The following is a 16,745-nucleotide window of genomic DNA, read 5'->3' on the forward strand; positions in this document are numbered from 1 at the left end:
TAAGTTTTACTTTACATTTTCTTATATTGCTTATATGGTTTTAAAATATTTTTTAATTCCCAATAAAAGTATAGGTCTGACCTGCTTTCATATTCACATCGTAAATAGTATAATTTGGCAATTGTACTTTAGGCAATTTTGCTTCTTTAGAAATAATCGGTTTCTTTACTTCAACATCATAAAACAAAGGATTTGGATTTTTTGCTTTTGCTTTTTTAATCGAAGATCCTTTTAAAGTGTTTTCTACTTTCAATCTACAGTTTCCTCCTATTTTCGAATAAATTTTCAATTCTGAAACTTTATTGTTTTTCCAGGTCATGTCAATTACAAATCCGCCTCTGGCAACCAATCCTTTTATGCTTCCGTCTTTCCAAACGTCTGGTAAAGCCGGTAATAAATGAATGGCATCTTCCTGGCTCTGCATCAGCATTTCGGCAAAACCGGCCGTGCATCCAAAGTTACCATCAATTTGAAAAGGCTGATGTGCATCTAACATATTCGGATACGTTCCTCCGCCTTTTCTTTGCTCAGCTGTTACCAAATGCAATTGATCCTGAATCAATTTATAAGCATGATTTCCGTCTAATAATCTGGCCCATAAATTCACTTTCCACCCCATTGACCAGCCTGTAGATTCGTCTGTTCTGTAAATCAACGATTGTTTGGCTGCTTCAAATAATTCAGGCGTTTTAATTGGCGAAATCTGATTACTCGGATACAAGCCATACAAATGCGAAACATGTCGGTGATTGTCTTTCGGATTGTCCCAATCGTCCTGCCATTCCTGTAATTGATTGTGTTTTCCAATTTTCATTGGAGGCATTTTTGCCAAAGCATCACTCACTTTTTTCACATAAGCAGCATCTGGCGAAACCAATGCCGAAGCTTCAACAACATGGGTAAACAAATCAAAAATCAATTGATTATCCATTGTTGTTCCGGAAGCAATTGTCGATTTTCCGGTTCCGCCTGCGTGTGTATTCTCAGGTGAACTTGACGGAACTACTACTAAATATTTCGTATTAGGATCTATCACCATAAAGTCAAGAAAGAAATCAGCCGCTCCTTTCATGATCGGATAAATTTCTGTTAAATATTTTTTATCTCCGGTATACAAATATCTTTCCCACAAATCCTGACAAACCCAGGCACCGCCTGTTGGCCACATTCCCGAAGCAGCAGAATCTACCGGAGCGGTGACACGCCAGATATCGGTGTTGTGATGTAAAACCCAACCGCTGGCATTGTACATTATTTTGGCCGTTTCTGCTCCTGACACAGCTAACTCTTTTGCCATTTGCACAAAAGGTTCGTGCATTTCCTGCAAATTGGTTACTTGTGCCGGCCAGTAATTCATTTCGGCATTGATATTTGTGGTGTATTTACTATCCCAGGGCGGAGTCACCATATCGTTCCAGATTCCCTGTAAATTCGCTGGCTGTCCGCCCGGCTGAGAACTCGATATTAAAAGATATCTACCGAATTGAAAATATAAAGCGGCCAACTGCGGATCAAATTGTTTTGAAAAATCTCTGATTCTCTCATTTGTTGGTTTCTTTGCCAAATCATTTGAACCTAAATCCAAAGAAACTCTGTTGAAGAATTTTTGGTAATAATCGACGTGGGCTTTCTTTATTGTTTCAAAATCTTTTACTTCGGCTTTAGCCAGATATTCTTTGCTTTTTGCAATTTCATCCCCAGATATGTCCTTATAATTTTTAAAATTAGTAGCAATCGAAATATATAAAATTACTTCATCGGCTTTGTTAATGCTTAAAAATCCGTTACTTGCGTCAATTTCCCCACCCTTATTTTTAGCGGTTAATCTTCCCTGAAATTTTACTTTTCCTTTTACGCCTTCAAAATTGGTTCCCAACCCCGAAAGTATAATTTGGTTTCCTTCTGTTGAAGCCACCGTTTTATCAATCGGACTGTTCATAAAAACATTACAGGTAATTTGTCCCGGCTGACTCGCAGAAAGTTTTACCACAATAACCTGATCTGAAAATGCGGTTAGAATTTCTCTGGTAAATTCAACTCCGTTTACTTTGTATTTAACTTTTGCCGTCGCATTGCTGATGTCTAAATCTCTGTAATAATCAGTATATTTTTGATGTCCGGCGAAAGAAATATAAACGCTTCCAAAGGTCTGATACGGCATTCCGTCATTGGTCTGAGACATGATATCCTGTGTAGCCAGATCCTGCGCTTCATCAAATTTTCCGTCAAAAATTAACTGACGAACAACCGGAAGTGCTTTAATAGATTTGGAATGTGCATTGCTGTTTGGAGAACCTGCCCAAATCGTTTCTTCGTTCAATTGCAAACGTTCTACTGCCGGATCGCCAAAAACCATTGCGCCCAAACGTCCGTTGCCCAAAGGCAAAGCTTCGTTCCAGATTGCAGCAGGTTTATCGTACCATAATTTCAGGTCGTTTTGAGCTGTTGTGCTTTGTAAAACAAACAGCGAAATTCCTAGAAAAGCAATTATTTTATTTTTAAACTTCATATTTTATACTTTTTGGGCAAAACCCAACTTATTTTTTAACCACAAATTTGCTTCGCCTATTCACTATCGTTCGGGTCACAAATTAGCACAAAAACATTTGTTTTGAAATTTGACGAATACCTGCAGGTTTACAAAACCTTGCAGGTATTGTTAATTTTAATGCGACAGTGTCGTCTTTCATTACGAGCGCGTGAGGGATAGAAGCTGGCTACCGAAGTAGCGCGGATAGCCCGACCCGATTTGGGAAAGTGGGCGAATTGAGCGGTTTCTAGATTGCCCCCTTTTTCAAATTGGGTCACGCCCAAATTTTACTTCTTAACCTCATAAACTTTCAGATTTTTTTCTCCGAACATTTCATATAATTTGTTGATGTCTTTCAGAGCATTTGCAGGAAGTTTTTCTCCTTTATCTCCAAAGACAAACAGCTTTTCTTTTGGTTCGATTACACAAGCCGACTCGTCGATTTCCCCTTTCTCATTCTTTACTTTATTCAAATCTAAATCTAAATATTTTGCCATAAATGGATATAAAGCCATACGTTTTGAAACTCCGAAATCATGTCCTTCTTTTGCAAAATGAGCATTTTCTACCAAATCTTTCTTTCCGTACAATTCATACGTTCTTTGGATAAAAGGAAATTCCAGTTCCGGAACCGCCAGTGTCCAGTCTTTTCCATCAGAAACAATTAATTGTGGTTTTGGTGCCATCATCGCTGAAACCTCAGCGTTGTTTGTTCCGTTTCCGCATAAGTGTATTCCGCGTCCGCTCTCGCAAGGACATCCGCCTGAAAAATGCGAAGACACCATCACAACCGGAGCGGTCACTTTTACCCTGTCGTCTATAGCTCCCAAAAACATGGTATGCGAACCTCCGCCTGAACCTCCTGTAACCCCAACTCGTGACATATCTGCATTTTTTACCGTTGCCAAATAATCTAATAAACGTATTCCGGTTAAAACCTGAACCGTTGAGGCTATACTGTTTCTATGTGTTTCTTCCGGAAACTGAAGCAGTGATTCTCCCCAGGCAAACAAATCGTAACTTACTACCATTGCTCCCATTTTTGCCAAAATCGCACAACGATACTGCTCGTCTTTTCTATATCGTCCATCCCCAAAATGTCCGTCAGGAGTTAAGATAACTGCTGCTTTTTTGTTTAATGGATAAGGTTTGTAAATCGAACCCGTTGCATAAACACCCGGCAATATTTCTAATGCAATATTCTCAACACTGTAATCTTTGTATATTCTTTTAGGAGTTAAAAGTGGCTTAGATTTAGGCCTTGGGGGAGCCTTGTCTAAACCAAATGAGGTTATCATACATGCTTTTAACTCCTTTTTGCGTTTCTCCCAATCTGCTTCGGTCGAATAAAGGCTTTCTAAGTAAAACAAGCGTTCTTTTCCTTTATCTACAGAAACTTTATGGTTTTCATATTTACGAATGATAAATGTTCCGTCCGGCTGTTTGAAATACATCAATTCGAATGGAGCTAAAATATTGGTCAACGAAACAGCAAGGTTTCCGGGTTCAATTCTCCAGTCGGCATAATCGAGTTCTTTTCCTTTTAATAAACCTCTGTCATCGTTGATGGTTACGTTAAAAACAGTTTCTATTTTCTTTAAAGTCTCTGATACAGGTTTTCTAAAATTAGTATCAGATGTGCTTTGCGCGTTTGAAAACGTCAAAGCAAAAATGGAAACTGCAATTGTAAATATTATTTTTTTGAGATTCTTCATTTTTATATTGTTGAGATTTTAGACGCTGATGACACGGATTTACTTTGTAAAGACGCGGATAAAAACGGATTTTTTTAAATGTTTAATCTGATAAAGCAAAAAAAAATCCGCGCAAATCTGCGTCTTCGCGTTAGCGAATCCGTGTGATCCGCGTTCTATATTTTGCATTCTATAGTATAATTTCCAGACCCCAGTTCTAAAGTCGGCTTTTTATCTTTTTCATTAAAAATTGTACGTACCACTTTTTTATCAATCTTTATTTCTGAATTTTTAGAAACTGGCAGTTTTATCGTTGCTGTTGTATTCGCGGGAATTTCAACTTTCAGGATAAATTTTCCCTCTTTCTTTTCCCATGACGAAACTATTTTTCCATAAACCGATTGATAATCCGCTTCTGCGAAAGTCATATCGCCCACTACTTCAGGCTGAATAAAGAAATGTTTGAATCCCGGCTGCTCAGAATCAGCTACTATTCCGGCCAGACTCTGATAAAACCATTCTTCAATTTGCCCCATCATAAAATGATTCCACGAATTTCCTTTTCCCGGATCCCATTGTTCTGTCAAAGTGGTCAATCCAAATTTTATCTGAAAACCGTAACCCGGCGCATCATAATGATTGTTTATTTTATACATCGTTTCGTTTTCTCCATTTCTGGCCAGAGCCTGAAACAAATAGCGATTTCCAACATCACCCGTTGTTAACCGGTCGCCTTTTGCTTTGATGTCTGCCATTAAATTCTGCATTACGGCTTCCTTGTACTGCGGTTCTACTATATCCATAAAAACTGGAACAGCATTGCTAAACTGACTGCTTGTTCCGTATTGCCTGGTTTCTGTATTGAAAAATTCCTTGTTGAAAGCCTTTTTAATTTCTGAAGCCAGAGTCTCGTATTTCTCAATGTCTTCTTTTTTATTCAATAATTTTGACGCTTTTGCTACCAAACTTGCTCCATAATAAAAATGGGAAGTTGCCGAAAGCGCAATCGGACTGTTTTTAGAATATCCTGCGGCATGCGTTCCGTAATCATACCAGTCGCCTAGTCCGTGCGAAACAATATGGTTCTTTGATGTGCTTTCTAAATAATCAACATATCGCTTCATTACCGGATAATATTTCTCTATAAGTGAGGCATCTCCATAATATTCATAATACATCCACGGCAGGATTACACCTGTAACGCCCCATTCCGGAGAATCGGTAAAATCTCCTCCAAAAACGATGTATTCGGGAACAATTGTCGGAATCAGGCCGTTATCTCTTTGTGAATCTGAAATGTTCTGCATTGTAGCCGGAATATAACTTTGTAAATTATAATTGAACATTAATCCGGGTCCATTCAGATGTATTTCCTCAAGCCAGCCCAATTTTTCCCTTTGGGGACAATCGGTGAAAACGCTTTGAAAATTACTTTTTATGGAATTATTAATCAGTTCGTGGGTTTTGTTGAAAATCTCGTTTGACGATTTAAAATTTCCCGCTTCTCCTGCCGAATTATAAATGAAATTTGATTTTAAACCTACAATTGTCGGCAGATTTTCATTCTTTGTTTCTTTATAATTGATGTTCTCGATCTGAATGTACTGAAATCCGTAATAACTAAATTTCGGCTGCCATTCTTCTATTCCTTCACCTTTTAAAGTATAATCATAATAGTATGGCTTCCCGGATCTTCCCTGTCCTATAGTTCCGTCATCGTTTAAACCTTCGCCAACCCAAACACGAACCGTCTGCCCTTTTTTTCCTTTTACTTTTATGGTTGGAAATCCGGAAAGGTTTTGTCCCATATTGAAAACATAGATTTCTGGCTTTGGCTGTTTGACTTCTTTTACTTCAAATTTTTTCTGAATCGTAACCGGGGGGGCTGTCTGTGCTCTCAGAGTTCCTTTTGGCGCTTCCTGAATTACCACTTTTTTCCAGTCTGAATCGTTAAACCCTTTATTATTCCAGCCTTTCTGTTCTAAATTGGCATTGTAATCTTCTCCTCCAAAAATGCTGTTGTACGTAATCGGACTTTTGCTGTATTTCCAGCTTTCATCAGACTTTATATTTTCTTCTGAACCATCTTTGTACGTAATTTTCATTTTGAAGAATAAAGTCGGCGGGCCAAAACTCACAAAGAATTTGGTATATCTTTCGGCCAATGTATTGTACATTCCGTTTCCTAACAAAACCCCAATCACATTTTCTCCGTTTTGTAACTGATTCGAAGTTAATTCATATGTATTGTAATTAACGGTTTTATCATAGTCTGTCCACAAAGGCGCAAATTCGCTGTTGCCAATTTTCTTTCCGTTAATAGTAAGTTCATAATGGCCTAAACCTGAAATGTAAACAACTGCTTCTTTGATTTCTTTTTTTACTTCGAAAGGTTTTCGCAACATAATGCTTCTGCGTGACAAAGAATCTGAAGCATTGATCAGAGCATCTTTTTTCTCTCTTTTGTAAGTTGCAGAATGATAATTTCGGCCTTCCGGCAAATGGCTGTTGGCTTTTGTAATTGCACCGATCCAAATTGGATTTAAATCTGATTCTAAAGGTGCAATTCGAAACGAGGCGATGGTACTCCACTTCGATTCTTTATTATGCTGATTCCAGACTTTTACTTTCCAGAAATATTTGGTTTCTTTTTTTAGCGGATTCCCGCTGTACGTAATTTGAAGGTTTTTGTTTGAAATTACTTTTCCGCTGTTCCATACATCTGCATCATTTTTTTTAAGTTTTTCCTGAGAAGAAGAAACTAAAATCTGATACGCATTCTGCGATACATTTGTCTCTTTTGAAACCAGCTGCCAGCTTAACCCCGGTTGATTTTGGATAACAGCTAATGGATTTTCTGCCATTTCTGTGGTTAGATGCACAGGCAAAATTTGTCCATTTGAAATGAACGTGATTAAAAAGCTAAATCCTAATAATATGTTTTTGAAATTCTTCATTTCTTGCTTTTAAAATTTGAACGCTGATGAAACTGATTTTTTTCTGTTTAAAAATATAAAATCTGTGCAAATCTGTGTTTTCGCGATAGCAAATCTGTTTAATCCGCGTTTTGTATTTTACAACTTTTTCGTAATCAACGATTCAATATTGAATACTGCTTCCGGGATTAATTTTCCGGTTTGAGGCAGGTCATCGTAATCTTCTGTATCTGGTTCTGTATCTGCATCAGGTGAATGTCTTTGTTCTCCTGTGCGGAACATAATTCGCTCAAATCCATCTGTTGGCGCATAAAATATTTTGGTTGCTTCTTTTTCGTCGTTTACTTTTACCGTATACGAACGATTTTTAGCATCTAACTTTACAGCAACTTTATATGTTTTATTGGCTTCGTATTTTGCGATTGTATTAAAACGTGCCCCTGTTTTTACTTTTAATTGCCCGTCGCTGTCAAAAACCAGTCTTACTGAAGGCAAACCTTGTTTGTTTTGAAATTCAATTTGCAATAAACCATGATTGTTTTGTTCAGGCATTACAGTAAAAACGGCTTCCATTTTTGCTGCAAACGGAATTACTCTTTCGGCACGGGAATAATCAAAAGCGTCCTGGTCTCTTAAAGTCAGCCATTTTTTGCCATCCGATTTTTTCTCAATTTTTGTTGATGCCCATGAAAGGTCGTATGTATTCCAAAATTTCAGCTCGTCTCCATTTGGAAGTGTATTAAAAATATCATTTACATCTTCCGTCACAACCGAAGTTACCGGAACCGGAATCGAAGCCACCCAGATATCTTCTTTATTCATGCTGTAGCCCACCCAGATTTTTCCGTCTGGCGGAGTTCCGTCTTTTTCAGTGATTCCACGTACATATTGCGGACCTGCAGATTTGTAGTTCCCGCCATAGCGCATCGGACTTACTTCTCCGTGAACCAACAATAAATCTTTATAATTTAAACCATCATCACTTGTCGAAATTGCCAAAGGCCAACGATATTCTGACGGATTATAAAGCGTGGCATAACGATTATCTGATGTTTTTTGTCCCCAGATTTTAGCATTGCTGTTTACAAATCCCGGCGCACGCAATGGCATATAATCCCACGACTTTCCGCCATCTCTGCTGATAGAAGTCAAGGCATGTTTCCATAAACCAACCACGTTTCCGTTTGGCAAATGATAATAACTAAAGGCTTTATATGGTTTTTGTAACGGAATTAACTCATCGTCGCGATCTGCTTCTTCCACCCATTGCTGTAAAACTAATGGTTCTGATAAGATTTCTTCGCAGGCTTTTTTTAATCCTTTATCTTTTGATGTGGTATAAAAAGGAAAGTTTGATTTCGATTTATCCCAGGTTTTATTATATCTGATGAAATAAATTTCACCAAAACTTCCGTCTTTTCTGATTTCGCGAATGACACGTCCGATTCCTTTTCCATCATTTGGATCGTCTTTTTCATCCATTGCTATTCCGTAATATGCTAAAGCAAAAAGGCGTTTGTCTTTTGAAGTATAGAATCCCATTCTTTGGTGCATAATCGCATCTAAGTTTTTGGCAACTCCTTCAACTCCTTCTTTTTTCCATCCGTCAGGAATACGGTAAATTGGAAAAATTACTTCCGGTTTTGTCCAGGTTACACCGTCTTTGGAAGTCATTAATAAAGTCTGGCTTGGCGGAATATGTTCTCCTGAAGGGGCACTTAAATAATGCAGATAAAAGGTGTTATTCCAGTACGCCATCATCGGCTGGTGATTGTACGTCCATCCAAAACCATCTGCTTTTTCAGGATGTTCACGGCTTGCTCGCATGATCTGTGTCGCGTGAACTCCAACTGCCGGACTTAACTGCCCGTGATGGTAATCTACATTCGAAAGTGTTTTACCAACATAACGCACAGTGTCATTTTGTGCATTTACAACCATACCAATCAATAAAATTGTGGCAGTGGTTATGATGTTGGTTTTGATGTTTTGGAAAGTAATCATTGTGTTTTATTTTTATCTGCCTGATCTGCTAAATCTGCGTACTAATAATTACTCACGCAGATTTAGCTGATTTGGCTGATTATTTACTTTTCTGCCATAGATTAAAAAATTTAAAAAATCCTTTAAATCTGTAGCATTATCTTTTATTTTCTTTCAATTAATCCCTTTAAAACCTCCTCTGAAATTGTTGTAATCGTTCCGTGTTTGTGTCCTTCCGGAAGTTTTATTTTTGAAGAAACATCTTCAAAATGAACAAAATCTGAAGTGCTTAAAGCTTTATAATTTTTTGAGCCGTAATTATCATAATACAACAGCCAGTTTTTACCCACTTTTACCACCGTTGGTCCTTCAGACAAATATTCGGTTAAAGGTTCAGAACTGTTTTTAAACGGACCTAAAGGCGTTTTTCCGAAAGCTACTTTTATGTTTCGCATTGGTCTTGTATTGTCTTTCAAAACCAAAACATAGTCCTTCTTTGCTTTTTTTACAATCACACAATCAATCACACTAAAGCCGGGATCGTAATATAATTTCGTATCTGAAAACGTTTTAAAATCTTTCGTCGTCACATAATACATTCTGTGATTGTTTTTCTCTTCTTCCACTCCCTTTTCAAATCGAAACGGAATCGTAGATGCCCAGATAATGATGTATTCTTTTTTAACATCGTCATAAAAAATTTCGGGTGCCCAGACGTTTACCACTTCAGGTTCATTTTTCATTACTGAAATATATTCCTGTTTTGACCAGTGAATCAAATCTTTTGAACTGGCGTATCCAAAACCGTTGCCGCCTTTCCAGTCTGTTGTCCAGACCATGTGATAGGTTCCGTCAGTTCCTTTTATAATGGACGGGTCACGCATAATTTTGCTGGCACCGATTTCCGGTTTTAAGAACGAGCCTTCAAGACCCTTCCAGTTGTAACCGTCTTCGCTGTACGCGAGATATAAACCTTCTGTTGCCGGTTCGCGGAACGAGGTAAAAAGATACAAGTCTTTCTTTTTCTGCGAATAACTAATCGCAAAAAGGGAAAGGGTTATGATGATGAATATTTTTTTCATGTCTTATTTTTTCTCCTGCGAGGTTTTTAAAACCTCGTAGGTATAGTTTGTGCGTATTGAAATACCTACAAGGTTTTGAAAACCTTGCAGGAACGCACTATTCTGTAATTGCTTTTTTATCCAGATCTTTTCCTTTTTTAACTGCTGTCGTTACATTGTTAAAAACATTGTTTTTAACAAATACATTTTTCGTTTCTTTTCCATCTGCTTCAATAAAAATATCGGTTGCATTAAACGGAAAATTATTGTTGATCAAAGTATTAGAAACATTATTCAGTCTGATAACCGGAACTCCTTTTATTGGTGTTGATGAACCAACATTGTCTAAAATCAGGTTTTTGGAATCTGAGATCTTAAACGATGACCCAACCGATGTATTTACTTTTACATCATGAAATTCAACATCTGTGGCTGTATTTACTTCAAAACCTTCTTTGCCTTCTATGTTTATATTTGAAAACGAAATATTCTGAACCGGCATTTCTGCTATTCCTAAAATCGCTCCGGCTTTGTTGACATTTGTTCCGGTAATATTACTCATATGAATGTTTCTGAAAATTGGAGTTTTCTCAGTTACAGGCTCTTGTTTGGTGTCTTTATCATAAAAAAGGCTCAATACAAAAGCTTCTTCTTTGATGTTTTTCATTACGATATTATCTATACGAATATCTTCTACAACACCACCACGACCGCGAGCCGATTTGATTCTGATTCCTCTGTCTGTTCCGTCAAAAACACAGTTGGAAATTGTGATTTTCTTGATTCCGCCGGACATTTCACTTCCAATAACAACACCGCCGTGACCGCTTAGCATCGTACAATTTGTAATCGTTACATTTTCGGTTGCAATTCCGTATTTACGGCCGTCTGCATCTCTTCCTGATTTGATTGTAATACAGTCGTCTCCAACGCTAATGTGGCAATTTGAGATATGAACATTTTTGCACGAAGATGGATTAATACCGTCTGTATTTGGTGAGTGCGGATTAAAAATTGAAATTCCGGTTATCGTTACATTATCGCAAAACTCCGGATTAATCGTCCAGAAAGGGGAATTTTGAAACGTTACGCCTTCAATTAAAATATTTTTACAATTTAAAACCTGGAAAAAAGCTGGTCTGAAAAACTTTTTGTCCATCGTTCTTTTATAATATGGTTCATAAGCAATTCCCTGATTTTGCTCATCCCACATTTTTTGATATTTAGTCTCCGGAATTGGACCTTTTGCCGATTCAATTCGATATACTTCATTCCACCATGCTTTTCCTTGTCCGTCTATTACACCTCTTCCTTTTATGGTAATATTTTCGGCATCTTTTGCATAAAATAAGGGCGAAAATGTTTTCATCATTATTCCTTCATAACGCATTTCTACAAAAGGCAGATAATCATCAAAATTCTCTGAAAATTTTAAAAGCGCTCCTGAATCTAAATGAATAGTGATGTTGCTTTTTAGTTTTAATGATCCTGTCAAATATTCTCCGGCAGGAAAAAAGATGGTTCCTCCGCCATTTTTAGCTGCTTTTTCAATAGCATTCTGAATGGCTTCCGTGCATTTTATTCCTTTGTTGTTTCCTCCTTCGTTTAGGATATTCAGCCAGCAGTCGTTTGCGAAAGTGGTGTTTAGTCCGGTTATGAAGCAGAGAATGAATAGTATGTTTTTCATAGTTGTGTTACTTTTTCTCATTATTGTCATTCTGAGGGATGAGGAATCTTCGCAAGGTATTTGTCAATCTTTGTCGAGTTTCGAGTGTGATCCTTCCTTCGTCAGGATGACAAGACTGTGTGGTTACTTTGTGTTCAAAATCAAAACCCAGTCATTACCGTCTTCTTTTTTTCCTGCTGGTTGAAAATTTTGAGTTCCTTTATTATCAAATATTCCGATTTTAGTTTTCTTTCCATTTCTTGGATTGTACCAAATCGCTTCGAATTTATCTCCGGAAATTTTTCCTAGTTTTACTTCTATTATTCTTCCGTTGTAAGTATACAGTAAAGCGTATTTCTCTCCTTTTATGGCCGGAATATAATCGTATTTTTCTCCCTGGTTAACAACTAAGGAAACATCTGGAACTCCTTCTAAAAATGGAATTTCTTCCATTAATTTTTTAATGTAAACCATTTGTTTTGCTCCTGGCGCATCGATTGCCGATGTCCATAATTCTTTGTTTCCGTAAGCGGGTTTATCGCCTTTTCTGAACATTTGCATTACAGCGTTGTGTCCGTATGTGTAACCTGCCGCACCTGAAAGTACCGACCAATATCCATAACGTCTTACATCGTTTGCTGTCCATTTTGGCTGTAAAGTATCGTGCAAACCGTGTGGAATTCCTTCGTAGGAAGGTTCTCCGTCAAGCGAAGGCTTGGTTGGTTTTAATTCAAAATCTCTCAGGATGAATTTGTAATTGTCTTCTTTGAAATTCGTTTTCACTGAATCCTGATCGTATCTTCTGTGACCTGACTGAAACATATTGAAATCCAGCCATTTTTCGTTATGAAAATTCTCTGAAGAATCTGTTCTCCCAAAGGGGTGAAAAGTCACTAACTGATTTGGATTACTTGTTTTTAAAGTATTTCCGATTGCATTCCAGATATCCTGAAATTCATTTCCGTGTGTGTCTCCTCCGTTTAACCAGATTACATTGGTTTTGTTTTTGTATCTGTCAGCTAAGAATTTAGCGTATAATATTGCCTGTTCCTTGCTTACTTTATTTCCTTTTGAAACGTTTGTTCCCCAAACCGGAACCATTGCCAGATAGATTCCGTTTTTCCGGGCTACTTCTAAAGTATAATCTACGTGGTCCCAATAATCGTATTCCTGTGGGTTTTTAAAATCATTTCCTTCAGTAATTAATGGTTTGGAAACATCATCATTTATTAAAGCTGCATCGCCATACACATTAACTGCATTTATGTTGTGTAAAACCATTACCTGAACAACATTGAATCCTTTTTCTTTTCTGTCTTTAAAATATTTATCAACGCCTGCTCTGTCCAGTTTTCCGAATGTCAGCCAGCCTGTGTCTCCTAACCAGAAAAATGGTTTCTCGTTTTCGGTAACAAAATAATGCTGATTTTTAGAAACTTTGATTTGAGGCAGAGTTCCTTTTGTTTTTGCAGATTGCGAAAATCCGCTTTGTGCTGTCAACAAAAAGCTTATACAAAGTGCGTATAAATATTTAATTTTCAGATTCATTTTGAGTTGTTTTTTGAATTTATGTTTTTTGGTTGTTGCCACGAATTGCACTAATTTTCACTAATTTTTATTTGCTTTGGCTTAATTTTTTCACGCACATTTTGTAGATTATTAAAAAATAATTTGTGTAATTCGTGGCAAACTTTTCTTTTATTTTTTCACTACAAAAAGCACTTTTTCCTTTATTTCACTTTGAGGAATGGTTACTTGTTTTCCTCCGCTGATATTTGCTTTTTTACTGATGCTTCCTGTTGCTGCATTAATGGCATACACTTCAAAAGTTCCTTTATAACTGGTTAAATCAATAGAAACATCCTGATCGTTTTTCATATAGAAAAGATAACTTTTCCCTTTATTTTGTAATATCCAAAGGTTATCTGTGTACTTATTTTCTTCTGCAGGTTTCACCTCTGAAAGCGCTGTATAAAACTGAGGTAATTCAATTTTCGGAATATTCGGCAATGAAGCTCCGGCCATTAAAACCGGCCATCCGAATCTTGAAGATCCGTCTGTAGAGTATAAAACTACTTTTTCAGGGTATTTCTGGCGGTATTCGCTAATGGCACGATATACCTGATTGTCTGTTTCTTTTCCGGTTTTTAGTTTTCTCGCATGCTGACGTGGTGCCAGATTTACTCCGCCTTCAGGTGCATATGCTGATCCGTCTTCTTTATAATACCAATATCTGATGTCGATTACATCAACCGTTTTTATTCTTTTTGCATCATTTAAAATTGCATCCTGAACATCTTTAGTTGCACTTAAGCCAATAAGTCCTTTTTTTCTTGTTTCGTCTTTCCATTTTTGGACTTCATCCAGCCAAAATTCCATAAAGTGTAACGGGCCTGTATATTCGGCACTTGTTAGCTGAATTACATTACTGTTTTCCTGAAAATTTTCCAACGATTTTCTGATGAATCCCTGATGCAGTTTTCTTCTCTGCGGATTGGTTATATCATAAAATTGTTCTGCCATAAAAATACGTTTGTCTCCTGCATATGGCGGTGGTTCCGGAAAACCGGTACTATTGATATTGTTTGCTGAACGCCAGGGTGAACTTGCCCAATGCGCTCCGGCTTCCAGAATATTATGCTGAAAATATTGCTGATTGATTAATAATTGTCCATTTGGTTCTGCTAATTTCGCAAAACGAGCCAGACGATTCCAATACCAATCGTTGAATTTCGTTAAATCATATTTACTTAAATGATCCCAGGCAAAATCCTGTCCGCTTCTTGCGAAAGGCTGCTCGTAAAACGGAGGCCAGACATCGTCATCGATACGGCGAACACGTTCGTGATCGTCCATTCTTCTGTCGTACCATAAACCATAATTGTGTTCTAAGGCTACAATGTTGTTTGAACTTAGATAACCGACCGTTTCTTCAATCTTATCTGTTAGTCCAACTCCTGTTCTTCCCGGAACAAAACGTGTAATGTGCGGTGTTGATTTTTTTACATCATTATCTAAAAGACTTCCTCTCCACCAGGCTACATTGGTTTCTTTTCCTGCAATTAATTTTCCGTCAAAAGTCAGCAAACCATTTTCTACTGTTATTTTTGAAGCTGAAGCAGTGGTTTTATTTTCATCTGAAATCTTTAAATCGGCAGCATTTTTAAGCTTCAGATTATTTGTATTGATTGGGTTTTGTTTTGAAACTTCTGCAATCCATTCTGATAATGTTTTTGCAACTTTAACCGAATTCTGAGTCAGTTCTTTGGCTACTTCAACACTCGGGCTTGATGATGGTTCTGAACCTAAATCATAGATATAAGAAGGCGTTGGAAGTTTTCCTAAACGGTTTTCTAATTGTGCATAAAATAAACTACGCGGATTAATGTGTCCGTTTACATCTTTCCAAATTCCGTTTCCTGCAAATTGTCCCCAAACTCCAAAAGCCCAGTTCAAAGCTGTTGGCGGACTGTAACATTCTATTTTTGATGCCGAAGATTCCCAGAATACACTGTTTCCTGCTGTCCAGCCTGCTCCTCTTCCGCCTTGTTCTCTATTATTGTAACTTAATGCTGCCCCGTCGATGTTTACGATATCAAATAAAACTCCGGTTACCCAGCTTCCGATTGCTCCGCTGTTGCTGTATGGCAGATGAGATTCGCATTGCACAAAGGCATTTGGTCCCGCAGTTCCAAATCCTCCAACAGCAAAATCGTGATATCCGTATTCTGAATAACAACGCTGAAATAGTGTCTGCTGCCCTTCTGTATAAAAAGTATGTCTTCTAAATGAGGCAATTTCAGAAACCGGTTCTGTAGCAATACAATCTTCAACTGTAATTTGCTGTGTTGTTTTTAATAAAGCCACGGCTCCGCCAGCAAAATGTTTGAAATTAACTTGCTTTACCCACGCATTTCTGGCATTTTCCATGCTTATTGCCTGCCATCTGTGCTCTTCATCTTTTTGGTTTGATGTATTATAAGTAGATTTTATTAAAAGATTTTCGATTCCGTTTTGTTCGATACGACCTGTCCAGGAATACAAAATCACTTTTGCGGGTCCGTAAACATTTTCTAACGCCATGGTCAGAGGTGCGCTTAGTGTAATTTCTTTCCCGTTGATATTGGTTATAACCCTGTTCCAGTTTACATCCCAGTCTCCTTTTTTCCATCCGATCCAGGAAGTTTCTCCTCCGAAATCCTGCATTTTCATTTCTTTAATCCAATTATTTGTCAGCGGTCTGCTGATGATAATTTCGTCTGAAACTTTTAGTTTTGAACTATTTTTCAGCTGGATTTTTTGTGTTGCTAAAGGAGAAAAAGCGGTTTGTAATTCAAAGGTTTCAAGTTCTTTTTTATCATCGATTCCTAAAACACGAATTAACGGTTCTCTTTCCAGTCCGGTTCCTAAAAGTATAGTTCCGTTTTCTGTATTTCCGCTTCCGCGAAGGACAACTCCCGATTTTCTGATGTATAGAGTTCCGTTGATTTTAAAAATTCCCTTATCTAAAAGAACAGCGCCGCGAAAACCTGTTTTATCAGCTTTCAGATTACCCACATAATCAATTGCGGCCTGAATTCTTTTAGTAGCGTCTTCTTCTTGTTTTGAAATGAAAATTTTGTTTTCCAGATCCGGAATTGCTTTTTCTGATGCCATATATCCTGCAAAAGAAAAATCAGGAATCTTGTTCCCTACATTATCTGCGGTATAGGAAAGTTTTCCTTCTTTGGTTTTTACAATATCCGGGAAATTGTTCTGGGCTGTGATGCTTGCATTAAAAAACAAAGAAACACACATTAGAGATAATGTGTTTTTGAAGCAAGGGATTATATTTTGTCTAATGAAATTCAATTTTAGTATATTTTCAATTTTCTA

General features: G+C 37.4%; 8 protein-coding genes. All 8 read right to left on the reverse strand.

Going from position 1 to position 16,745, the window contains the following annotated elements; all coding sequences use genetic code 11:
* Positions 1 to 52 precede the first annotated feature (52 nt).
* A complete protein-coding gene (locus tag DCO46_RS06510; protein WP_116751759.1) occupies positions 53 to 2,509 on the reverse strand; it encodes a glycosyl hydrolase family 95 catalytic domain-containing protein in 2,457 nt (818 codons plus the stop codon).
* Between the two features lie 308 nt (positions 2,510 to 2,817).
* Entirely contained in the window at positions 2,818 to 4,245 is a 1,428-nt protein-coding gene (locus DCO46_RS06515) for an acetylxylan esterase (protein WP_116751760.1), read from the reverse strand.
* Between the two features lie 155 nt (positions 4,246 to 4,400).
* Positions 4,401 to 7,181: a glycoside hydrolase family 78 protein gene (locus DCO46_RS06520; protein WP_116751761.1), complete on the reverse strand. Its 2,781-nt coding sequence runs from the start codon at positions 7,179 to 7,181 to the stop codon at positions 4,401 to 4,403.
* A 117-nt stretch (positions 7,182 to 7,298) separates the two neighbouring features.
* On the reverse strand, positions 7,299 to 9,164 hold the full coding sequence (locus DCO46_RS06525) for a six-hairpin glycosidase (RefSeq protein ID WP_116751762.1): 1,866 nt from the start codon (positions 9,162 to 9,164) through the stop codon (positions 7,299 to 7,301).
* 143 nt (positions 9,165 to 9,307) lie between these two features.
* A complete protein-coding gene (locus DCO46_RS06530) occupies positions 9,308 to 10,225 on the reverse strand; it encodes a glycoside hydrolase family 43 protein (RefSeq protein WP_116751763.1) in 918 nt (305 codons plus the stop codon).
* A gap of 97 nt (positions 10,226 to 10,322) precedes the next feature.
* Positions 10,323 to 11,891, reverse strand: a complete 1,569-nt coding sequence (locus DCO46_RS06535; protein ID WP_116751784.1) for a glycoside hydrolase family 28 protein — start codon at positions 11,889 to 11,891, stop codon at positions 10,323 to 10,325.
* Between the two features lie 123 nt (positions 11,892 to 12,014).
* Entirely contained in the window at positions 12,015 to 13,418 is a 1,404-nt protein-coding gene (locus tag DCO46_RS06540) for a glycoside hydrolase family 140 protein (RefSeq protein WP_116751785.1), read from the reverse strand.
* Positions 13,419 to 13,568: 150 nt separating this feature from the next.
* The gene (locus tag DCO46_RS06545; RefSeq protein ID WP_116751764.1) at positions 13,569 to 16,667 is read right to left on the reverse strand and encodes a DUF6298 domain-containing protein; all 3,099 of its coding nucleotides are present in this window, start codon (positions 16,665 to 16,667) and stop codon (positions 13,569 to 13,571) included.
* Between the last annotated feature and the right edge of the window lie 78 nt (positions 16,668 to 16,745).

The sequence above is a fragment of the Flavobacterium sp. HTF genome, from assembly GCF_003105115.1.
Lineage (GTDB): Bacteria > Bacteroidota > Bacteroidia > Flavobacteriales > Flavobacteriaceae > Flavobacterium.